This window comes from Bacillus sp. X1(2014), from assembly GCF_007678255.1.
Genome location: NZ_VEED01000006.1, coordinates 67,855 through 90,317, shown reverse-complemented (window position 1 = coordinate 90,317; position 22,463 = coordinate 67,855). Strand labels below are relative to the sequence as shown.

The window sequence follows — 22,463 nt, the reverse complement described above, 5'->3', positions numbered from 1 at the left end:
ATATCTATTCCTTACCCCGGACTACATCAGTTGAAACCTTGAAAAAAATTTTTTACATAGAGGTTTCAAGAATGATAGAAACGGGTAATAAGAGGTGTTGACGAATGTAGGATACGGAATTTTCAAATCCGAGTTGGGTGATATGAATATAGACTTATGCTAGAATAAGAATATTTAAATAGACCACTTTTACCAGGAGGCGGTTACAATAAAAGGCTTCAACTATAACATTCGTGCAAAAATCATTACAGGATACTTCACCATCTTGATTTGCTTGGTCATATCCCTGCTCATCGTGATTGATAGAATGACAGATTTACAGAGAGAGGTGGACTTCATATCGGGACATGATATTGAGGTGCATGACCTGACGAACCAAATTCAAAAAAATGTTCTCGACATGGAAACCGGAATGAGAGGGTATGCGATCACGGGAAATGAGGAATATCTGGAACCCTATAATCAAGGTAGTCGAAACTGGCTGGATAATTACAATAAACTTCATACCTTGCTCGACGCTAACAGCAGGCAGCAACGCAGTTTGGAGGAGATTAAACCGCTGATTATGAGCTGGATGGCTAATTCCGGAGAATTTGTCATCAATGCTAAAAATGCCAATAATCAATCGGCATTGGACGAACATTTTAAGAAAAATACAGGAAAAAGAATGTCCGACCAGCTCCGCACCCAATTTGATTCATTTCTGGCAAGTGAAAAGAAAATGATGGCAGGGCGGATCAGCCAAATCAAACAAAACAATCAAAATTTAAAAGTGACGTTGTACGCACTGATTGGTTTGGTAACACTCATCACAATCGCGGCGGCGATGTTACAGTCGAATTCCATCGTTGGAACCATTAATCAGGTGGTAAAAACGATTAAAGGGATCACCGATTCCAAGGCAGAGGTCGATTTGACGACACGGATGAAAGTGAATACGCGCGACGAAACCCGGGAGCTTGCGGAGGCCATGAACAGTCTCCTCAGCAGTCTGGAGAAACAGAGTTGGATACAGAAAAGTATGGCGGATATTTCAACGTTGTATCAAGGAATTACCGATATTAGCGACTTGACGCAATCGTTTATTTCGAGACTGGCTCCATTACTTCAAGCTTCTTTCGGTGTGGTATATCTTCGTAAAAATGAAGGGGGCGAGGTCTATTACGTCAAAGCAGCAGGCTATGCGGTGGCAGATGAGGGCGCTGCAGCGGCGAGTTTCCGATTGGGAGAAGGACTGATTGGCCAAGCTGCTGTCGAAAAGAGAATCTTTCTTATTGACCAGCTGCCGGAGGAACATATCAAAGTAACCTCTGGCCTTGGTGCTTCCTCACCAAGGAATCTATTAATTGCTCCGATTTTAGTAGATGGCAAGGTAGAGGCCGTGATTGAGCTCGCTGCGCTTCAGCCATTCCTGTCACAGCACCTTACCTTAGTCGATCTGCTGCAAGACAAGTTTGGTTCGGCGATTACCAATGTGACGGGAAGAATGGAAGTGGAAAGGCTCTTAGGGGAATCGCAAATTTTAACAGAAGAACTACAGGCACAATCAGAAGAACTCCAAGCGCAATCGGAAGAATTGCAAATGCAGCAAGAACAGCTGCAAATGGCCAATGGATATTTAGAAATGGAAAAGCAATATGCGGAACAACGAGCGCTGGAACTTAAAAAGGCAAAAGATGAATTAGAAGACTATTCAGGAAAACTGAAGATGAGTTCACAATACAAGACGGATTTTCTCGCCAATATGTCGCATGAGTTGCGCACGCCATTGAACAGTATTCTGATACTGTCGCAAATGTTGATGGAGAATAATAATGAGTTGACCATGTCAGAAGTAGAAGAATACGCAAGTGTTGTCCATACGGCCGGCGGAGATTTGTTACGGCTGATTGATGATATCCTTGATTTATCCAAAATTGAAGCGGGGAAAATCGAAATTTTGACGGATGAAGTGAACGTAACAGAAATTCCTCAGACATTAAGGAATCTGTTCGACCCCGTTGCGAGGAAAAAGAATTTGACCTTTGATGTGGTCACACATCCGGATGTCCCTCCTGTCATTTCGACGGATGGCCAAAGATTGCAGCAGATTTTGAAAAATTTATTATCCAATGCTTTTAAATTTACTGAACAGGGCGGCGTCACCGTACGAATTGAACTTGCTCCGCTTGAGAAAGTCGAGGAACTACCTGACCTGCATAAGGAAGCCGACGTGCTGGCCATTGCTGTCACTGATACGGGAATCGGTATTCCAGTAGAAAAACAGCAAATTATTTTCGATGCCTTCCAACAGGTCGACGGGACCACGAACAGGCAATTTGGCGGAACGGGACTGGGATTATCGATTTGCCGTGAATTTACCCGCTTGCTTGGCGGACTGCTTGAAGTTGAAAGCGAGCAAGATAGGGGAAGTACGTTTACCTTATATATACCGAGCCGGCTTGCACCTGTCAGCCATGATTTGATTAATTTCTTGGCGCTGGAGGAAGTGGCGGCGAGCGCTAGTGAGATGACTGAGGAACAGGAATATATAGAAGAAACAGAACCGCCATCCTCCGACCGAACAGAAGCGGAAACCTCAGGTGAACGGTTGTTTAAAGGGAAAAAAGTGCTTCTTGTCGAGGACGATGGCCGGAATGTATACGCGCTTGTGACGGCACTTGAGAAAAAAGGAGTGGTGGTTCAAGTCGCTGAGAACGGAAAGCGCGCCATTGAAATTTTACAAGAACAAGCCGACTTTGACCTGGTGTTCATGGATATCATGATGCCGGTGATGGGAGGTTATGAGGCAATGAAAGCGATACGTCATGACCTGGAAATGGAAGGTCTGCCAATTATTGCGTTGACCGCAAAAGCCATGAAAGGAGAACGTGATAAGTGTATGGAAGCAGGTGCCTCTGATTATATTATGAAGCCATTAAATATCGATCAACTATTCTCCTTGATGCGGGTGTGGCTGACAGAGCAGGTGGATCAAGATTGACGAAAAGGACAAACAGGATAAACACGACTAACACGATAAACATGACAAACACAGCAAACACGATAAACATGATAAATATGACGAACACGATAAACCCAGCAAACCCAGCAAACCCAGTGAACCCAGCAGATTCCAAAGTATTTACAGAAACAATAGTGCCAACTGAGTTGCAGAATATTGAAATCAATTTGCTGCTCGAGGGTCTAAATCAGATGTACGGATATGACTTCAGGGGATATGTCCGTGCCTCCTTAACCAGAAGGGTCTTGAATCGGATGAAGGCGGAGCGTCTTCCGTCGATCACTGCTTTATTGGAAAAAGTCCTACATGACCAAGCGTATTTGGAGCGATTATTAAATGATCTCTCGATTCGGATGACGGAGATGTACCGAGACCCTAGTTTTTTCGCCGCCTTTCGTAACCAGGTTGTGCCATTATTGCGCGAGCTTCCTGAGATACGGATTTGGCATGCTGGCTGCGCAACAGGTGAAGAAGTCTATTCGATGGCCATTCTGATGCTGGAGGAAGGGCTGGCGGAAAAGACAACCATCTATGCAACCGATATAAATGAAAAAGCCCTTGCTGCTGCTCAAAAAGGAGCCTTTCCTCTAAAGAAGATGCAGCAATACACGAAAAACTATTTAAAATCAGGTGGAAAAAAGGCCTTTTCCGAGTACTACACGACTGATCATCAGTTTGCCTATTTTTCACCCCCTTTGGATCAGAACCTTACCTTTGCCCAGCATAATTTAGTGGCCGACAGTTCATTTAATGAGTTTCATGTGATTTTATGCCGAAATGTCATGATCTATTTTGACAATGAATTGCAACAAAAAGTCCATGGCCTATTTCACGACAGTCTTGCTGAAGGAGGATTTATTGGCCTCGGAAGCAAAGAATCGATCTTATTTATGCCAAAGGGCAAGCAATACCAAGAATTTAATCCGCATGAACGAATATACAGAAAAGCGTAGGTGCCTGACACCCCATTTGGGTGTCAGGCACCCTTTTTTTATGAGCTGGATGATTAAACTATGGAAAATTGGGTATTACCCCATTAGGGTATCTTGATAAATTTATGGGGAGAACGATGCTATGAAAACACGGAGAATGGAATTGGTCTTTATCATTTTAATGTTTGCGTTAGCCTATTTAGTGTTTTTTACAAACGTTCCGTTCCTGTCGAAACTGATTTCCATCGCACTCTACGGGGGAATGATCTTGATCACCGTATTTTCATTAATGCTTGAAAATCGGACCGCACAAAACACGCTTTTATGGATTTATATTTTGGTGTTCCTTCCAATCCTCGGCTATATCATTTATGTCTATTCGGGACAATTATTATTAAAAGGCTATCTTTTTAAAAGTAAGCGCATCACGGACCGTGAAGTGTTTGAAAGAATGAGCCAAAAAAAGGAAAAGATCGATTTTTCCCAATTAAATTATCACCAGCATCATTTTACTCACTATTTGGATCGGGCGACCGCTACACCAACGAATTCCAATACTCACACCCAAATTTTAAAAAATGGCAAAGAAACGTTCCGTGAAATCAAAAAGGCATTGAGCGATGCTAAGGACTTTATCCATCTCGAATATTACATCTTCCGAGATGACCGGCTAGGAAATGAGATCATCGACATCTTGATCGATAAAGTGCAAGAAGGGGTAGAAGTTCGTTTGATGTACGACGCGGTGGGAAGTATTACCCTTTCAAACGTCGCTATAAAAAGAATGAAGGATGCAGGAATTAAGGTCCTGCCCTTTTTACCATTAAAAAGCGGCCTGATTAATCAAAAGTTTAACTTTCGGAATCATCGTAAAATCATTGTTATTGACGGAAAGGTTGGATTTGTCGGCGGTCTGAATATCGGAGTCGAATATCTTGGTGAAGACGAGAATTTTGGATTCTGGTGTGACACTCATGTCCTTCTTGAAGGGGAAGCGGTTCAAACCTTGCATGCTGTGTTTTTATTAGATTGGAGGTATGTGAGCGGGGAAATGCTGGTGACGGATGAACGCTATATGAAACCAATCCCTGCTTCCGGGGAGGGTCTTGTTCATGTCGTCGCCACCGGACCGGAAACCAAACGGATGAGTGACCATTATTATGCGATGATCTCCTGTGCAACGAAATCCATTTGGATAGCATCACCGTACTTCGTCCCCAATCCAGCGATTCGAACCGCACTGCGGATTGCCGCTCATAAAGGGATTCAGATACGAATCATGGTGCCTGACACCAATGATGGTTTTCTCACCCAATATGCGACGCGTTCCTATTTACCGGAATTGCTGCGTGCCGGGGTCGAGGTTTATGCGTACCAAAAGGGATTCCTTCATAAGAAGGTGATGATTGTGGATGGGGATCTCGCCACGATTGGTACAGCAAATATGGATATGCGCAGCTTTCGTCTCAATTTTGAGGTGAATTTATTTTTAATTGGGACGGAATCCACCCAAGACCTAGTAACTCATTATCAGGAAGACTTGAAGGATTGCCTGAGAATCCGCCCAGTGGAATTTTATAAAAGGCGATTCACTGAAAAGGTAAAGGAATCCTTTGCACGTCTATTTTCGGGAGTTTTATAAAATGGCCAGGAAAAAGGGGGGAAAATCATGAAACGAAACCATACGATGATGCAATTTTTTGAGTGGCATATTGAAGCAGACGGGGCACATTGGAAACGCCTGAAAGAGAGCGCGCCTGAACTGAAAAGGAAAGGAATCGATTCAGTGTGGATTCCGCCCGTAACGAAAGGTCAATCGGCAGAAGATACGGGCTATGGAGTATACGATCTTTATGATTTGGGTGAATTTGATCAAAAGGGGACAGTCCGCACGAAGTATGGAACGAAGCAGGAATTACAAGACGCGATTGATGCATTGTCTGATCAGGGGATTCATGTTTATGTAGATGTGGTCATGAATCATAAAGGCGGTGCGGATGAAACGGAGCAATTTCAAGTCATTGAAGTGAGCCAGGAAGACCGAACAGAAGAGATTTCTGAGCCGTTTGAAATAGAGGGGTTTACCAAATTCACGTTTCCCAACCGAAAGGACAAGTACTCAGCTTTCAAATGGGGATTTGAACATTTTAACGGCATTGACTATGATGCAAAAACGGAGAAAACCGGAATTTTTCGGATTGTCGGAGACGGTAAAGAATGGAATGACAATGTCGATGATGAATTTGGTAATTACGATTATTTAATGTTTGCAAATATTGATTACCATCATCCAGAGGTACAGAAGGAAATGATTCAGTGGGGAAACTGGCTTGCTGATACATTAAAATGCAGCGGGTACCGCTTAGACGCGATAAAACATATTGATTATCATTTTATTAAAAAATTTATCGATGAAATTAGGAAGCAGCGAGGAGACGACTTTTATTTTCTAGGTGAATTTTGGGTTCCGGAGCTTTCTGCATGCCAAACGTTTTTGGAAAATGTCGAGTACAAGCTCCAGATTTTTGACGTTCCCCTTCATTATAAATTCCATGAAGCATCAAAAGCTGGAGCTGATTTTGATCTGACCACGATTTTCGATGATACTTTGGTTCAAGCGAATCCAAAACATGCGGTAACTTTTGTGGATAATCATGACACCCAGCCAGGCGAAGCCCTTGAATCCTGGGTAGAGGATTGGTTTAAGCAGCCTGCTTATGCGCTTATTCTCCTTCGCAAAGATGGTCATCCATGTATATTTTATGGAGATTATTTAGGCATTGGAGGAGAGGAACCAATAGAAGGAAAAAAAGAAGCAATCGATCCGCTCCTGTTTGCTCGTGATAAAAAAGCTTATGGTGAACAAGAAGATTATTTCGATGATCCCAATTTGATTGGCTGGGTTCGTCGTGGCCTGAAGGAACTGGAAGGTTCAGGCTGTGCTGTCCTCATTTCTAATCAGGACGATGGTGAAAAAAGAATGTTTGTCGGTGAAGAGCGGGCAGGGGAAGTTTGGGTGGACCTCACGGGAACTAAAGACGAGCATATTGAAATTGAAGATGATGGATTTGCCACTTTCCTTGTTAACGGCGGCAGTGTGTCAGTATGGGCACTACCCGAAGAGGAGCTATTTTAAAATAGAGTCAGACCAGAAGCACCTTGTTTTTCGAGGTGTTTTTTTCTTGTGGAAAAACATAAAAAGAGACTGCGTGTCTCGGCAGTCTCCCTGAGTGAACATATTAATTAAGCTGTCCGCTTCATACTTTTCATAAGGAAGCCGACAATTAATGTAAGAAGAATCGCACCAATGATGGCCGGAATCAGATAAAATCCTCCGACTTCAGGACCCCAATCGCCTAATAGAAGTGAACCAAGAAAGGCACCAATAAATCCGGCGATGATATTTCCAATGACACCTCCTGGAATATCACGTCCAATGACGAGACCTCCTAACCACCCGATGATTCCTCCGATAATTAATGACCAAATAAATCCCATGAAAATTCATCCCTTTCAAATTGTATTTATCAATCTTGTTAATTTAAATACCCGATAATTTTAAGGACAAACATTTTTTTGATAAAAACATTCTTTTCGAGAGTTTTAGAATTTCATGTTAAAGGGTAACTACCTGTTAAGAAAAGAAAGGGAGGAAAAAATCCATGTTGTCTGAAAAAGATCTGATGCATTTTAAGGGGAAATTGGAACAAATCAAGTCCGATACACTTCAATTGTTAGCATCCAACCAACCGTTATCCTTCGAGGACTCTGGGGAGTTAACCAGTAATGATAATCACTTTGCTGATACTGCCACAGAATTAGCTGAAAGAGAAAAACAAATGATGTTAATTGAGAATGCAAAAAGGACATTAGAAGAAGTTAATGAGGCGTTAGAAAAAATCTTGAACGGAACGTATGGGGTTTGTGTAGACACAGGAGAAAATATTTCCTATGAAAGGTTGGTAGTCCTTCCATATGCTAAACGAACAGTAGATGCACAAGAAAAACTGGAGAAAGAAACAATCCCACTTCATGCAGATCAATCATTTTCAACCCCGAAGGATGACGTTAGAGGTGATAAACGAATTCAAACCGTGGATGAACTTCTACACTTGCATGGCAATTCATCGTATTGACAATAGTAATTATTTGGGAAAGGAGAGGTTTAGCGTTGTATAGAAAAACTAGACTTATTGCTATTTTAAAATAAAAGGTTTCAATTCTTAAAAAAGGGTTATACACCCAATTAACATCACGTAGCATTTCAACTTACTAACGAAATTTATTTAGGAGGTAGTTAGAATGAGACAAGTTAAACTAGTGGAGAATGGTCTTCAAGCCAAACAAGAAATTGAACAATTATTAAATCAAGGGTTCACGAAAGATGAGGTTTACTTATTGGCTCACGGCAAAGAACGTTCCGAGGATTTGTCGGAGGCGCTTGATACCAATGAGATCGGGGTAAACGAACAAGGCTTCTTTGATTCAATCGCAAATGTTTTTCGTTCCCGCGGGGACGAGCTCCGTTCTAAAATGGAATCTCTAGGATTATCCGATACTGAAGCGCAACAATTTGAAAAAGAATTAGACCGAGGACGAGTCATGGTAGTAGCTGCAAAATAAATTAAAGCGGGGAACAAAAGGATTTCCTTTTGTTCCCTCTTACATACAACAAATTGAAAGGGGGAAAGGTGATGAAAATTTCAAAAGTGAACTTGGCTGATTTTTTTGGAGGGAACGTTCGAGCACGACGCAAAATGCGAAAGGAACAGTATCTTGAGGCTAACTTTGAAAATCCAATCGTTCACAAGCAAATACACGGTGAGAAAGTATATGTACCATTAAACATCGGCAAGGTTTGGAATCAGGTAAATTAGTTTTGAATCGTTGCATGGAATTAGAAAACGAGGTCGTATCAGCTGGCCAAATTGAATTCGCCTTCTAAAAATGCAGTGGAGGGCGAATTTTTTATTATAAAAACATTTTTTTAAAAATGGATAGAAAAGGAAACTATAAAGGCGAAGTTTGTGATAGAATAAACAATGTGTGAAAAAAAGGGGGTCTAGGATGATAAATGATTTTGGGCAAATGGCTTTGTTAAGTATTGTATCACATTTAATTTTTATAGCGGTTTCCTGGTGGGCCTTGCAAGCGATTCGTTTGGATCAATTGCTGAAAGCAGGACACGTATTTCAGGCGCGGTTACTTTACATATTATTAGCCATAATCATTGGTTCATCTGTTAGTAACTTTTTCCTTGATTATCTCCAATGGTCGAGGCAGCTGCCTTTGATTATGCAAAATAGCTAATTGGAAAAAATTTAGGTCTTCATACATGTTTCTATTTGTTCAGAAATTGAGTACAATCGTCTTTGTGTGGAAAAATAACATCAAAGCATAGAACTTGTCTAAAAGTGACGACATTTCCCAAGTATGCTACTCCTCTACCTGGTAACAATGGTAGTAAGGGGGAGTAGAGATGAAGAGAAAGAGTCAGATCCTTTTGAGCGTAGTTATCATAATAAGTTTAATCTTGGTTGTTATGGGGAACCAAACAAGTGAAGCAAATGGCGGCGGGACTAGTTCTATCTTTAAAAAAGAAATGGACTTAATAAAAATCGGCTCGATATTACAAGCCGAAAATATTTTGCTCGATGAATGGACTTTTTATGCAAGAGAGCATTTAAATGACATGAAAAGTGAGCAGGAAGTTAAGGACTATGCTAAAAAGCTTCAAGCTAAGTTTCCTGATTGGGAATGGTCTGTGAAAAATACCAGCCAAAAATGGGAAGTCACAGCAGTATCTCCAACATCAAAACACCACAAAGAAATGCTTCAAATTATGGCAACCCACACAAAACAACCTGTTAATGCGTATATAGTATATAGTATCTCTGGTAAGGAATGGAATTCGGCGACAAAGGCCTTTTTCACCACCAGTCAATTTAAAACTAGGCTAACTGACATATTTCGAGGAAAACCAACAGTTTTCTCTTGTATGAAAGGTACAGTCGGTGATAAGATTGATAAGTCTTTACCTAAGACTATGAATCAAATGATGTCAAGATTTAAAGCGAAAGAAATCGAAGCGTTAAAAGAGGAGACTTTCATGTCTGTTTCGGCCAATTCGCCGATGTTTACAGGCTCCATAGAGAATCAACGAGAGAACATGAATTTACAAATTGGCATACGCTCCGAAGGATTGGGCACTAAGACTACCATCGTAGTTGGCACACCAATCATTACGATTGAATATTAATATAGAGAAAATGGACGCGGAGGGGAATACTCTTGGAAAAGATTATCGTCCGCGGCGGAAAAAGGCTTGATGGAACGGTTAAAGTTGAAGGCGCAAAAAATGCCGTTCTGCCTGTACTCGCTGCAACATTATTAGCAAGTGACGGAAAAAGTGTATTACGTGATGTACCTACACTCTCCGATGTATACACAATTAATGAAGTTTTACGCAATCTAAATGCTGAAGTGTCGTTTGAAAACAATACAGTCGTAGTAGATGCATCCACAGCGTTAAAAGATGAGGCGCCATTCGAATACGTTCGAAAAATGCGTGCGTCTGTGCTTGTCATGGGATCATTACTCGCTCGTAATGGCCGTGCTCGTGTGGCTTTACCGGGTGGCTGTGCAATTGGATCCCGTCCTATCGATCAGCATCTCAAGGGCTTTGAAGCCATGGGAGCAACGGTTAAGGTAGGCAACGGTTTTATTGAAGCGGAAGTTAACGGCCGCTTACAAGGTGCGAAGATTTATTTAGACTTCCCAAGTGTTGGAGCCACTGAAAATATTATGATGGCTGCCACTCTTGCGGTTGGTACGACAATTATTGAGAACGTGGCAAAAGAACCAGAAATTGTGGATCTTGCCAATTTCTTGAACAAAATGGGCGCTAAAGTTCGCGGCGCCGGCACTGGAACTCTTCGTATTGAAGGGGTAAATGTGTTATTTGGTGCAGACCACAATATTATTCCTGACCGAATCGAAGCTGGTACCTTCATGGTGGCCGCAGCGATTACGGGTGGTAATGTATTGGTAAAAGGCGCTGTTCCTGAACATTTATCATCGTTGATTGCAAAAATGGTAGAAATGGGTATCACGATTCGTGAGGAAGAAGATGGCGTTCGTGTCATCGGAACCGATCGTTTAAAGGCTGTCGACATCAAGACGATGCCGCATCCTGGTTTCCCTACAGATATGCAATCACAAATGATGGCATTGCTGCTTCGTGCTAATGGTACTTCGATGATTACTGAAACGGTCTTCGAAAACCGTTTTATGCATGTCGAGGAATTCCGCCGCATGAACGCAGACATCAAGATTGAAGGCCGTTCCGTTATTTTAAATGGCTCTTCAAATTTACAAGGTGCAGAAGTATCAGCGACAGATCTTCGCGCTGCTGCTGCATTGATTTTAACTGGCTTAGTATCTGAAGGCATGACACGCGTGACTGAGTTGAAACACTTAGACCGCGGCTATGTTGACTTCCACGGCAAACTAGCAAGACTAGGCGCCGACATCGAACGAATCAACGAAGCAGACGAAACGTTCACAGAAGTCCAAAACCTTGTATCGGATATGAATGCGTAGATTTTAATGGATCGTATTTCTCCGTCGCATCAAGTTTGGCGGAAAAATACAGTAATAACGTGCAATCGCAAAACAACGGGCCCTGATGTAGAATCGGGCCTTTTTTGCGTTTTGGTGGTGTCATGGTTGGTGTCAGGCACCAGAAAAAGACATGTGTCCACGGGCGGTGCCTGACACTATGTTTTAGTTCAGATTTATGAAAAATCCGTAATAAATGCTTGTCCGCCTCCATATGTATTAATTGAGACGCATCCCGCCTTTGGTATGATTTGGTGTGGCTGTGAATTTGCAAACTGGAGGCACTATCATGATAAAAATCAAACCATTCGTCGTAGCAGCAGCAGTCCTTATTGCCTTGACATTGATTATTCCCGCAGTCCTTGTTTTACCGTTTTCTGATGAACATCACGCGAGCGGAAAGTTAGGGGAGGATTTAACTAAGACCCCCGCAAAAGAAGTAAAGGCTACGCCGGCTTCTTCCGACCCTGCCGTAGATGTCGCCGTTTTCCGGACTGCGAAATCAACCATTGAAAGTGTCCAATTAGAAGATTACCTCGTTGGTGTAGTGGCAGCTGAGATGCCCGTGGATTTCAAAGAAGAAGCGCTCAAGGCCCAGGCATTAACAGCGAGAACGTATATCGTCAACCGGTTAATTAATAAAGATACGCTGGGCGTTCCAAAAGGTGCTCAGGTGACTGACACCGTAATCCACCAGGTTTATATGAATGATGCGGAGCAGAGGCGGGACTGGGGCGCAAATTATGAATGGAAAAAGAAAAAGATTGTAGATGCTGTACGGGCAACAGCCGGACAAATTTTGACCTATGACGGCAAGCCGATTGATGCCTTGTTCTTCTCAACAGGCAATGGCTATACAGAGAATTCGGAAGACGTATGGGAAGGGAAATTCCCTTATCTAAGAAGTGTATCCAGTCCGTGGGATAAAAAGTCCCCAAAATATAACAGTCAAAAGGTGATGTCCGTTCGTGAGTTTGAAACACGGCTTGGTGTGAACCTTGGTTCAGGATCGACAATTGGCAAGATTGTCGACCGGACGGCGGGCAAGCGTGTGGGTAAGGTCGATTTCAATGGGAAAGTCTTATCTGGGATAGAAATACGTGAAAAACTGGAGCTGCGTTCGTCTGACTTTGCCTGGAAGCGCAAGGGCGACAATATTGTGATTACGACGAAGGGATTTGGCCATGGCGTCGGGATGAGCCAGTACGGGGCGAACGGGATGGCTAAAGAAGGAAAGAACTATCAGGAGATCGTGAAGCATTACTACAAGGGTGTGGAGATTACAGCAGCGGACCATATGCTTGATACGGTTACTGCGAAGAAATAGTTGTTGTTGAATGAACCAGGCTGAGATGCCTGGTTTTTTTGTATGGGTTTGTATATAGGGCTGATTTCTAATAAAAGTACGGGACAATGACCTGAGCCAGGCTGAACGCCTGTCTTTTTAAGTTTTATTTGGGTGGTTTATAGAAGATTTTGAGGCGGAAATGGGAAGTGGCAGATAAGTTAGTGAAAGTGGCAGATAAAATTGTAAAGTGGCCGATAAAAAGAAAAAGTGGCCGATAAATCCACCAAAGCGGCTGATAAACCTCCCAAAGTTGCAGATAAATCTCAAAGCCCTCTAAAAAAGGTATTTTAATTTCACAAAATGGACAAGGAATGATGTCGAATGGTGAAGGATTTTATCAGAGAGAGGAGAAATTTTAAAAAAAGGGAAGGACTGATGCAATTGTTCGTAAAAGAATGTGTAGTTCCGTTGAGAATTAAAAAATATGAGGCACTACTTAGAAGAGTCGCAGAGAATCACCCTATGCGACCAACTATTTTAACAGAATATAAGAACTGGATGGCAGGTTACCATGGAGAGAAATCACTCGATTTCTACCTAAGAATGCTCCCCGAATCAAACTACCTTATTTTCCATAATATTCGCCTAAAGTCAGGGAAATACTTTTTCCAAATGGATTTTCTCCTCCTTACAGCAGCATTTGCCCTAGTCCTTGAAGTAAAGAACCGTACCGGTGAATACCTCTTTCAAAAATACTTAAACCAGACTATTTTACATGTGAACGGCAGCCAGGAAAGAATTAAGAATCCGGTCTTACAGGCCAGGATGCAGGCGTTAAAACTAAAAAAATGGCTGAAGGAGCATCATTGTCTGGACATTCCGATTCACTATCTTTTTGTAAATAGTAATCAAAAGGCTACGATTCGTGTGGATCCGGGACATGAATCAATACTGGCATACATAATTAATAGTGAAGGTTTAATTGAAAAAATCTCGCAAATCGCCAGCCAAAATAAGCATGCGAAACTTGATAAGAAAGAGCTGAACAAGGTTAAACGGCTGCTGCTAACCAATGATATCCCGGAAAATCCCGATTTACTAGAACGCTACCATTTATGCCAAAATGACCTCCTCACAGGTGTTCGATGCCCAGGATGTAACTGTTTATCCATGAAATATGTATATGGAACATGGGTCTGTCCGAATTGTCAGTGCAAATCAAAAACAGCCCATATCCAAGCAATCAACGATTACTTTCTTTTAATCAAACCCTCGATTACAAACTCAGAATTGAGACGTTATCTGCATATTGACTCTCCTAAAAGTGCAAATAAAATCCTTAAATCTATGAACTTAGCCTTTAAAGGGAATTTAAAAGGCAGAATTTATTTTCCTAAAACTACACACGGCTTAGTACCTTCCCAAGTCCCTTAAATTTCCCTTTAAACAATGCCCCTCTAATAAAATAAAAACAAACCAGGATCCCGGTAAAGTCTTTGACTAGATCGAACCAGGACGCGGAGCGATAGGCGTAGAAGGATTGGTGAATTTCGTCGCTGATACCATAGAGCCCAGCGATTATGGCACAGGCTATGTTTAAGGCGGGCGTGAACGCTCCTCGGCGGGTTAACATCGCTAGCACTAGCAAAACGTACAAAATGGCAAACTCTATTAAATGTAATGATTCCTTAATGGTGTGGTCGATTTGGGAATCAGGCAGCTTAACGAAATGGTCGGCTGGCAGGCTCGACATAATAAAAATAGCCGCCATATAGGCAAACGGGAGCACCCGCAATACCCACTTAAAGATTTTCATAAAAATTCCTCCTATAATGATACTTTCTCCTCGAAAAATAATTTTTCCAACTTCATGCATAAAAACTTAATCACTGTCGAAAAATAAGTTCAAAAAAATTTTTTTCACTAGTGTATATAATTCTACTTATCTGTTCAGAATGATTGCTGAGGTGATGAAAATGAGAGAGGAAGAAAACAAGCGATCTTCTCAAAGTTCCAGCGTAAAACGCTTTTTCAAAAAGCGTTGGGTATTTCCAGCCATTTATATTGCAAGTGCAGCAATCATTTTGACCGCGGTACTATGGTATCAAACTAGCAACAACGCGTCAGACAAATACGATTACAAATCCACGGATATTGCTGGTAAAAAGGGTCAAGAGCCAGCTGTTGAAGTTAGCAAGACATTTGAAGACTTCAAAATGCCAGTGGAAAATGCAGATGCAGCTGTCGTAAAAACGAAATTCTATGATTTCAACGGAAAAGCAGAAGACCAGGAAGCGGCATTGGTATTCTATAATAATACCTACCAACCAAATACTGGTATCGATGTGACCGTGAAAGACGGCGAATCGTTTGATGTTGTTGCATCACTAAGCGGTACTGTCACACGTGTTGAAGAAGATGCAGTCCTTGGGAATGTCATTGAATTGGAACACGACAAAGGTATTGTAACACAATATCAATCCGTTAAAGACATAAAGATCAAGGTTGGCGACGAGGTAAAACAGGGACAAGTTATTGCCAAGGCTGGACAAAGCTTGTTCAATGAAAAAGCTGGAACACATGTACATTTTGAAATTCGTAAAGATGGAATTGCTGTAAACCCTAGTGACTATTTTAACAAATCGTTAAGCACTTTACAGGAAGCAAAACTTTCGAATGAAAATGCAAGCGAATCAGTAGAGACTCCACAAATGAAGGAAAAAGAGCAAATGATTGAGGACCCAGATAATTCCCTTGACCAAGAAAACTCTTCTGACCAAGATAAAAATGTGGACGACAATTCTACTAACTCAACAGAAAAAACAAACTCATAATTATAACGTAACAAAGGGGAAGGGGAATTCTTTCCTCTTTTTTTTGTACTCATTTCACACTTATTCGCACTATATTTTACTCATAATAAATGGACAAAACACCATTTTTTGTATATTCGCGGTATAATGATAAATATTGGTGCCTGACACCGGGAGTAATTAACAATGTCCGCTGATGGTGGACCAAATGGAGAAAGTGTCTTTTTGTGGTGCCTGACACCAAACACCAATTGTTACTTTTTAAAGGAGGGATTTTGTTGAGGAAGTTAGTAGGGGCCATGTTGGTGGTGCTGCTGATGATGGCGGTTCTGGCGGGCTGCAGTAAGGAGCCGACGCCGCAGGATCGTTTTGCGAAGTACATAGCGTTATGGAATGGGCAGAAGTTTGATCAAATGTATGATTATCTTTCTAATAATGCGAAGAAGAAAATCACCAAAGAGGAATTTACCAACCGCTATCAAAAAATCTACAAAGATCTTCAGATAACAGACCTCAAGATTAACTTTAAAAAACCAAAAGAAGATAAACAGACGGAAAAAGAACAAGCCCAATATTCGTTTACGGCAAGTATGAATAGCGTGGCGGGACCGATTCAATTCACTCATAAAGCTAACTTAAAGAAAGAAGATCGAGCCGACAAGAAGAATTGGTATGTAGACTGGAATACAGGGTTCATTTTCCCAAAATTGCAAGAGGGAGATAAAATTGGCATTGATACGACTGCGCCAAAAAGAGGAGAGATTCTCGACCGCAATGAGATCGGGCTGGCTGTGAATGGCCAAGTGTACGAGGTCGGTGTGGTGGCAGGGAAGGTGACGGATCAGGTGCTAGAGCCGTTATCCTCGCTTTTAAAAATGAGCCCTGAGCAAATTAAGAAAGCGATTAATGCAAGTTGGGTGAAGCCGGAACTGTTTGTGCCGTTGAAGCGGGTGTCAATGGAGGATGAGGAACGGGTTGCCCAGCTGATTGCCCTCGAGCCGGTACAAACGCGAAAGGTGGATGCACGGATTTATCCTTATGATAAGGCTGCTGCACAACTTATTGGATATGTGGGGGCGATCACAGCGGACGAGTTGGAAAAACTAAAGGATAAGGGTTACACAAGCAATGATGTGATTGGAAAAAGAGGACTCGAGCAAGTGTACGACGAGCAGTTAAAGGGTAAGCCTGGCGTGAAGATTACCATTAACAAGAAAAATGGCAGCAAGGAGGTGCTTGCTGAAAAGCCAGTCGAGGATGGAAAAACGGTGAAGCTGACAATAGATGTGGATGTTCAGACAGCAATCTATGACCAACTTGGCAAGGAAGCGGGCACGGGAGCGGCTATAAACCCTGTGACGGGGGAAGCGCTGGCGCTTGTCAGTACGCCTTCATTTGACCCGAATCAAGCGATGCTCGGCTTCTCGGCGGCTGAATGGAAGTCACTACAGGAAAACAAGCAACAGCCGCTCTCTACAAGGTTTAAACAAACCTTTGCACCGGGATCTGTCATGAAGGCAATCACGGCTGCGGTGGCATTGGAAAACGGAGCGATTACACCGGAGCAGGCGGTCCCGATTTTAGGGAAGAAGTGGCAAAAGGATAAGTCATGGGGCGGTTATTTTGTGACGCGAGTCCATGCGGGATCAGCTCCTGTTAATTTGGAAAAGGCATTTGTGTTTAGTGATAATATTTATTTTGCCCAAGCGGCGTTAAAAACGGGAAAAGCTGCGTTCGCGGATGGGCTGAAGAAATTTGGCTTTGAGGAAGAGCTGGCGTATCCATTCCCCCTCGAAAAATCAACGATTGGCACACTAGACCGGGAGATTGCACTTGCGGATTCCGGCTATGGGCAAGGGCAGATCCAAATGAGTATTGTTCATTTGCTGTCGGCGTATACACCATTTATCAATAGTGGAAAGATGATTAAGCCGATTCTTTTGATGGATGAGCAGAAGAGTCAGGTCTGGAAGGAAGCAGTAGTCTCAGCAGAGCATGCCGGGGTGATTGCGGCGGATTTGCGGAAGGTAGTTAGTGATGCCGCCGGAACGGCGCATGTAGCAGATATGAAGGATTATCCGCTGGCGGGCAAGACGGGGACAGCGGAGATTAAACAGAAGCAAGGTGAAACGGGTACGGAAAATGGCTGGTTCATTGGATACAACACGAATTCACCAAATTTGATGATCGCAATGATGGTCGAGAATGTCCAGAAGCGGGGCGGCTCGCAGATACCGGTTAAAAAAGTGAAGAAAGTTTTTGAATTGGTGCGCTAAGGGCATTCGGTATAAGAGATAACACCTAGTGAAACTAGGTGTTTTTTCTTTGTTTTGAAGGAATTGTTAAGTACTTTTTAGGGGGGGAATGTAAAGGATTTTCTTTATGGTCCAGTTTGGGCAACTTACTGTCCGGTTCCAAGTATTTACTGCCCAGTTCCAAGCAGTTACTGTCGACTTTCAAACATTAACTTCCCACAAGCTAATGTTTACTGTCCAACAGGCCCCAACCACACTGAAACCACTTACAGAGAAATCCCTGCAAACCAATAAATAAGTCAGAGAGACTTCTCTCCCTGACCCCCTGCTATTCCGGCTGCCACTGATACTTCTCCAAATCAATAACTCCACTCAGGCCGATCTCCACGCCTTCCGCCTCCAACGACAACCGTTGCTCATTATAGGACTCATCATCCTGGAGAGCGATTTGCCCCTTGGCATTGATGACGCGGTGCCAGGGAAGGCGGTACTTCTTGCTCATAGAGTGGAGGGCACGGACGACTTGGCGGGCAGCACGCGGGCTTCCAGCGAGCCGAGCGATTTGGCCGTAAGTCGCCACCTTACCTTCGGGGATGCTTCGAATAATTTCCACTACATTTTCAGTAAAAGGTGTCATAGTTCCCTTCCTTTCAAAAAACACATACCAAAAAAGTATCAAAGATATAATAATTTTAACAATCCTTTTAGAAAAAACTGCCCCAATTTATTCAAAGTACTGGCTTTCAAACAACTTTTGAACCTCCATTCCAATCATAATTGCCATTTTTGAATAATTTTTTTATCGACAAATTTCTTGGGAAATAAAATTAAGCTACGGATATTTCCAGTCCAAAACCGCGCAACAAAGCGATTCTGGGGCACTTTGAATGACTGTCGAAAAAAAGTAAGAAGTCCAATTATCAAAAAACTTTGAATATCACCTTGTCCCGATTGAGTATTTATAGCATATTCCCGTATCCAAGCTAATAAAATGGTTACAAACCTTTACAAAGAGAGTGTTTGAGGTGAAGAGTCGTTTGAAGTTAGCGGACATTCAGTCGGGGACATGATTATTCATCGTATAGACAGAAGGTAACTTACTTTCTGCCGTTTGGTGCTTGACACCATCAACTTAAAGTGTCCTCCGCGAGTGGACAAATGTATTTTAATGGTGCCTGACACCAAAGTTGATGACCAATGCAGACATCAAAACGGAAGCAGAATTCGTCGAAGTGATAAGCGGGTCTCATTTCACACTTCTCACATCCAATTTAGGGAGGGCGAGAGTGTGCACGATTACATCAAAGAGAGAACTATCAAGATTGGAAAGTATATCGTGGAGACGAGGAAAACGGTTCGCGTGATTGCGAAGGAGTTTGGCGTATCCAAAAGTACAGTCCATAAGGATCTTACAGAGAGACTTCCTGAGATTAATCCAGAGCTGGCAAACGAGGTTAAAGGTATTTTAGACTATCATAAATCAATCCGTCATCTCCGAGGGGGAGAGGCAACAAAAATGAAATATCAGAAAGAAGAAAAGGAAGGTGAAGCTGTAAAATAAACCGTCATGACTCGGCTGAAAAAAGAATAGGCTTCAAGGCATTCTCTAGGAATCCTCCAATACGACATCCTTCTGCAAGATTTTACAACTTTTCTATGCTAAAAGTATGGAAATCTTAATGAGTGTGGTACAATATACAATTAGGAAAAGTATGTGGATTCCGTTTTAAGGAGGAAAGAAAAGAGAATGTTTGCAAGAGATATTGGGATAGACTTAGGAACGGCTAACGTGCTAATTCACGTAAAAGGCCGTGGAATCGTATTAAATGAGCCGTCCGTAGTGGCAATTGACAAAAATACAAATCGCGTACTTGCTGTTGGTGAAGAAGCTCGCCGCATGGTTGGTCGGACACCTGGTAACATCGTCGCGATCCGCCCGCTTAAAGATGGTGTGATCGCTGACTTTGATGTAACCGAAGCAATGTTAAAGCATTTTATTAATAAGTTAAACGTTAAAGGCTTTTTATCAAAGCCGCGCATTCTGATTTGCTGCCCAACGAATATTACAAGTGTGGAGCAGAAAGCAATCAAAGAAGCTGCTGAAAAGAGCGGCGGGAAAAAGATTTACTTAGAAGAAGAACCAAAGGTTGCAGCGATTGGTGCAGGAATGGACATTTTCCAACCGAGCGGAAACATGGTAGTGGACATCGGAGGAGGAACGACGGATGTAGCAGTTCTTTCAATGGGCGATATCGTTACTTCTTCCTCCATCAAAATGGCCGGTGACAAGTTCGACATGGAAATCCTCAACTACATTAAGCGCGAATACAAGCTCTTGATTGGTGAGCGCACAGCTGAAAATATTAAAATCAACATCGGAACTGTATTCCCAGGTTCACGCTCGGAAGAAATGGAAATCCGCGGACGTGACATGGTAAGCGGTCTGCCGCGCACCATCACAGTTCGTTCTGAAGAAATCGAAGGTTCATTACGTGAATCAGTTACTGTGATCGTTCAGGCTGCAAAAAGCGTGCTAGAACGCACTCCGCCAGAACTATCAGCTGACATCATTGACCGCGGCGTTATTTTAACAGGTGGCGGCGCATTGCTGCATGGCATCGACATGTTGTTAGCAGACGAATTAAAAGTTCCCGTCCTAGTGGCCGAAAATCCGATGGATTGTGTCGCGATTGGAACAGGAATTATGCTTGACAATATCGACAAGATTCCAAGTCGGAAGTTTGGATGATCCTTTCTGAAAAATTGTCCCTGCAAGTGGAATTAAGTTGACAATGAATCTTAGCGGCCCTTTTAGGTCTGGTGTTGTAAGACATCATACCTCAAAAGAGCAGGATACAAAAAGTCTAATGAAGCAGGCAGGACAAGCCTCAGTCATTGGGCTTTTTTCTTTGGCGTTCGATAGAAATTTCTTTAATAAACGACAGAATTTGAGTAATTTCTACCTTTTATAGACAATTTCCTGTAAAAAATTGATGAGTATTCTGAAATTATTTTTTATAATAGAATAATGAATGACTAATTGTAAAAATAAATCCAAATAAACCAGCTATAAGAGTTGAAAAGAAAAATTGGTTATAATATGTATAACTCACTGGGTCCGGGGTCTCCCATGCAGATAAAAATAAATGGGCGGACTTCAGTAAAAGGGGAATTAACAAATGTCAATAAATAATCCAAATCAAGAATATAGGACGAGAGAAGAATATAAGCGGGCCAAAGCCGAAGCGCAGCAGCGGAATAAGGACGCAGCGAAACATTCTAAGGACGAGGCGCACAGAACACAGGACGCAGTGAAAGATGCCAAAGAAGAGGGACGACAAACAAAGGATACTCCTGCGATACAAGCCAAGGAAGTTGTTCAAGTAACAAAAAACGCGGCAAAACCTGCGGTATCAATCGCAAAAGGTGCGGTAAAAGCAGTGTCAGCAGTCACTAAGACCGCAGCGAAACCGGCAAAAGCAGCGGTAAAAGGCACGAGGGATGCTGCGAAACAGTCGAAAGCTGAGAAACGTGAAAAACAGGTAAAAAAACAAGAGACGTCAAATGCGAGGAACAAAAGCCGTGAGGCAAAAAAGTCCAAGGATGCCACCACGAAAGACAAAGAAAAGAATGTCTCTAATAAACATCAACGTGTCAGAATCCGCCTGATTCCAATTTGGCTGCGCCTGATTCTTTTAGTGGTCTTTGCTTTCATAAGCATATCGTTGGGCGCTATGGTTGGATATGGGATCCTTGGCGGCGGAAACGTTAAAGATGTATTCAAGGAATCCACATGGACGCATATTGTTGATTTAGTTGAAAAAGGAAAAAGAAAAGTGGAGGAAGGGATGTAATTCCCTTCCTTTTTGTATACGTTAAGTAGTAGAATAGAAAATAAATACTTGTTACTAGTAGGAGGTACTAAAATATGTTAGATATCGAACAAATCAAAGAAATTATCCCACATCGCTACCCATTCCTTTTGGTGGATCGAATTTTAGAAGTAGAAGAAGGAAAGAGCGCAGTCGGGATTAAAAACGTTAGCGCCAATGAAGAGTTCTTTAATGGCCATTTTCCGGATTATCCTGTCATGCCTGGTGTACTAATCGTAGAAGCCCTTGCACAGGTTGGGGCTGTCGCGATGTTGAAAAAAGAAGAAAATCGCGGCCGCTTAGCCTTTTTTGCAGGAATTGATGGCTGCCGTTTTAAAAAGCAAGTCAAACCAGGCGATCAGCTTCGTCTAGAAGTAGAAATCATCCGTCTGCGCGGACCAGTCGGCAAAGGAAAAGCCGTTGCAACCGTTGACGGTGAAGTGGCATGTGAAGCTGAAATCACATTTGCCTTAGGGGAGAAAAAAGAATAAACAAGACGAACGACCGGGAAGGAATTTCTGGTCGTTTTTTTATGTAGGCTGTGTTAGAGGTTAATGTTGATTTTGGCACACTGTTGATTGGAGTGGAAGGCACGTAGACTCCTGCGGGAGTACGGGGCAGGGGAGACCCCGCAGAAGCGCAGCGACGAGGAGGCTCCCGGACCGCCCGCGGAAAGCGA

22 protein-coding genes are annotated in these 22,463 nt (G+C 42.5%); 19 read left to right on the top strand and 3 right to left on the bottom strand.

The genetic code is table 11. The features are described from left to right. Positions 1 to 265: 265 nt before the first annotated feature. The 4 genes from FS608_RS13520 to FS608_RS13505 all read left to right on the top strand — a co-directional run bounded on the left by FS608_RS13520 (position 266) and on the right by FS608_RS13505 (position 7,072). Positions 266 to 2,983, top strand: coding sequence for a CHASE3 domain-containing protein (locus tag FS608_RS13520; protein ID WP_260871681.1), 2,718 nt, complete (start codon positions 266 to 268; stop codon positions 2,981 to 2,983). Further along, positions 2,980 to 3,957 (top strand): CheR family methyltransferase, encoded by a 978-nt coding sequence (locus tag FS608_RS13515; protein WP_260871680.1) that lies wholly within the window; start codon positions 2,980 to 2,982, stop codon positions 3,955 to 3,957. The genes FS608_RS13520 and FS608_RS13515 overlap by 4 nt, the downstream gene beginning before the upstream one ends. Positions 3,958 to 4,078: 121 nt before the next feature. Beyond that, positions 4,079 to 5,578, top strand: a complete 1,500-nt coding sequence (gene cls, locus FS608_RS13510; RefSeq protein ID WP_144550796.1) for a cardiolipin synthase — start codon at positions 4,079 to 4,081, stop codon at positions 5,576 to 5,578. 27 nt (positions 5,579 to 5,605) lie between these two features. Continuing rightward, the gene (locus tag FS608_RS13505; protein WP_144550795.1) at positions 5,606 to 7,072 is read left to right on the top strand and encodes an alpha-amylase; all 1,467 of its coding nucleotides are present in this window, start codon (positions 5,606 to 5,608) and stop codon (positions 7,070 to 7,072) included. Between the two features lie 107 nt (positions 7,073 to 7,179). On the opposite strand, the gene FS608_RS13500 is transcribed toward FS608_RS13505, so the two are convergent. Next, complete coding sequence (locus tag FS608_RS13500; protein ID WP_144550794.1) at positions 7,180 to 7,434, bottom strand: GlsB/YeaQ/YmgE family stress response membrane protein; 255 nt, start codon at positions 7,432 to 7,434, stop codon at positions 7,180 to 7,182. A gap of 164 nt (positions 7,435 to 7,598) precedes the next feature. Between FS608_RS13500 and FS608_RS13495 the strand changes: the two genes are divergently transcribed. The 8 genes from FS608_RS13495 to FS608_RS13460 all read left to right on the top strand — a co-directional run bounded on the left by FS608_RS13495 (position 7,599) and on the right by FS608_RS13460 (position 14,278). After that, positions 7,599 to 8,072: a TraR/DksA C4-type zinc finger protein gene (locus FS608_RS13495; protein ID WP_144550793.1), complete on the top strand. Its 474-nt coding sequence runs from the start codon at positions 7,599 to 7,601 to the stop codon at positions 8,070 to 8,072. A gap of 166 nt (positions 8,073 to 8,238) precedes the next feature. Then, positions 8,239 to 8,559 carry a YflT domain-containing protein gene (locus FS608_RS13490; RefSeq protein WP_144550792.1) on the top strand — a complete coding sequence of 107 codons (321 nt, stop codon included), beginning with the start codon at positions 8,239 to 8,241 and terminating at the stop codon, positions 8,557 to 8,559. 71 nt (positions 8,560 to 8,630) lie between these two features. Beyond that, a complete protein-coding gene (locus FS608_RS13485) occupies positions 8,631 to 8,813 on the top strand; it encodes a hypothetical protein (protein WP_144550791.1) in 183 nt (60 codons plus the stop codon). A gap of 190 nt (positions 8,814 to 9,003) precedes the next feature. Then, positions 9,004 to 9,246 (top strand): DUF1146 family protein, encoded by a 243-nt coding sequence (locus FS608_RS13480; RefSeq protein ID WP_144550790.1) that lies wholly within the window; start codon positions 9,004 to 9,006, stop codon positions 9,244 to 9,246. 169 nt (positions 9,247 to 9,415) lie between these two features. Then, the gene (locus tag FS608_RS13475; RefSeq protein WP_144550789.1) at positions 9,416 to 10,195 is read left to right on the top strand and encodes a YwmB family TATA-box binding protein; all 780 of its coding nucleotides are present in this window, start codon (positions 9,416 to 9,418) and stop codon (positions 10,193 to 10,195) included. 32 nt (positions 10,196 to 10,227) lie between these two features. Further along, a complete protein-coding gene (gene murA, locus FS608_RS13470; RefSeq protein ID WP_144550788.1) occupies positions 10,228 to 11,538 on the top strand; it encodes a UDP-N-acetylglucosamine 1-carboxyvinyltransferase in 1,311 nt (436 codons plus the stop codon). Between the two features lie 307 nt (positions 11,539 to 11,845). Then, positions 11,846 to 12,883, top strand: coding sequence for a stage II sporulation protein D (gene spoIID, locus FS608_RS13465; protein WP_144552128.1), 1,038 nt, complete (start codon positions 11,846 to 11,848; stop codon positions 12,881 to 12,883). 396 nt (positions 12,884 to 13,279) lie between these two features. Beyond that, positions 13,280 to 14,278: a nuclease-related domain-containing protein gene (locus tag FS608_RS13460; RefSeq protein ID WP_186328726.1), complete on the top strand. Its 999-nt coding sequence runs from the start codon at positions 13,280 to 13,282 to the stop codon at positions 14,276 to 14,278. Here the strand turns inward: FS608_RS13460 and FS608_RS13455 are convergent. Beyond that, positions 14,244 to 14,660, bottom strand: coding sequence for a VanZ family protein (locus FS608_RS13455; RefSeq protein WP_144550786.1), 417 nt, complete (start codon positions 14,658 to 14,660; stop codon positions 14,244 to 14,246). The two genes, FS608_RS13460 and FS608_RS13455, sit on opposite strands and share 35 nt — an antisense overlap. 160 nt (positions 14,661 to 14,820) lie before the next feature. Between FS608_RS13455 and spoIIQ the strand changes: the two genes are divergently transcribed. From spoIIQ to FS608_RS30265, 3 genes are all read left to right on the top strand, one after another. Beyond that, positions 14,821 to 15,678 carry a stage II sporulation protein SpoIIQ gene (gene spoIIQ, locus FS608_RS13450; RefSeq protein ID WP_144550785.1) on the top strand — a complete coding sequence of 286 codons (858 nt, stop codon included), beginning with the start codon at positions 14,821 to 14,823 and terminating at the stop codon, positions 15,676 to 15,678. Positions 15,679 to 15,935: 257 nt separating this feature from the next. Next, positions 15,936 to 17,933, top strand: a complete 1,998-nt coding sequence (locus tag FS608_RS13445) for a penicillin-binding transpeptidase domain-containing protein (RefSeq protein WP_144550784.1) — start codon at positions 15,936 to 15,938, stop codon at positions 17,931 to 17,933. 106 nt (positions 17,934 to 18,039) lie between these two features. Then, entirely contained in the window at positions 18,040 to 18,210 is a 171-nt protein-coding gene (locus FS608_RS30265) for a hypothetical protein (protein WP_186328725.1), read from the top strand. Positions 18,211 to 18,240: 30 nt separating this feature from the next. Here the strand turns inward: FS608_RS30265 and FS608_RS13440 are convergent, their stop codons facing one another. After that, on the bottom strand, positions 18,241 to 18,549 hold the full coding sequence (locus FS608_RS13440; RefSeq protein WP_144550783.1) for an MGMT family protein: 309 nt from the start codon (positions 18,547 to 18,549) through the stop codon (positions 18,241 to 18,243). Between the two features lie 651 nt (positions 18,550 to 19,200). On the opposite strand from FS608_RS13440, the gene spoIIID reads away from it, so the two are divergent. The 4 genes from spoIIID to fabZ all read left to right on the top strand — a co-directional run bounded on the left by spoIIID (position 19,201) and on the right by fabZ (position 22,275). Further along, positions 19,201 to 19,473, top strand: coding sequence for a sporulation transcriptional regulator SpoIIID (gene spoIIID / locus FS608_RS13435; RefSeq protein WP_026568271.1), 273 nt, complete (start codon positions 19,201 to 19,203; stop codon positions 19,471 to 19,473). 186 nt (positions 19,474 to 19,659) lie between these two features. Continuing rightward, the gene (gene mreB, locus FS608_RS13430; protein WP_144550782.1) at positions 19,660 to 20,661 is read left to right on the top strand and encodes a rod shape-determining protein; all 1,002 of its coding nucleotides are present in this window, start codon (positions 19,660 to 19,662) and stop codon (positions 20,659 to 20,661) included. Between the two features lie 430 nt (positions 20,662 to 21,091). Further along, positions 21,092 to 21,766 (top strand): DNA-directed RNA polymerase subunit beta, encoded by a 675-nt coding sequence (locus tag FS608_RS13425; RefSeq protein ID WP_144550781.1) that lies wholly within the window; start codon positions 21,092 to 21,094, stop codon positions 21,764 to 21,766. A gap of 74 nt (positions 21,767 to 21,840) precedes the next feature. Next, positions 21,841 to 22,275, top strand: coding sequence for a 3-hydroxyacyl-ACP dehydratase FabZ (fabZ, locus tag FS608_RS13420; protein WP_098571481.1), 435 nt, complete (start codon positions 21,841 to 21,843; stop codon positions 22,273 to 22,275). Positions 22,276 to 22,463 lie beyond the last annotated feature (188 nt).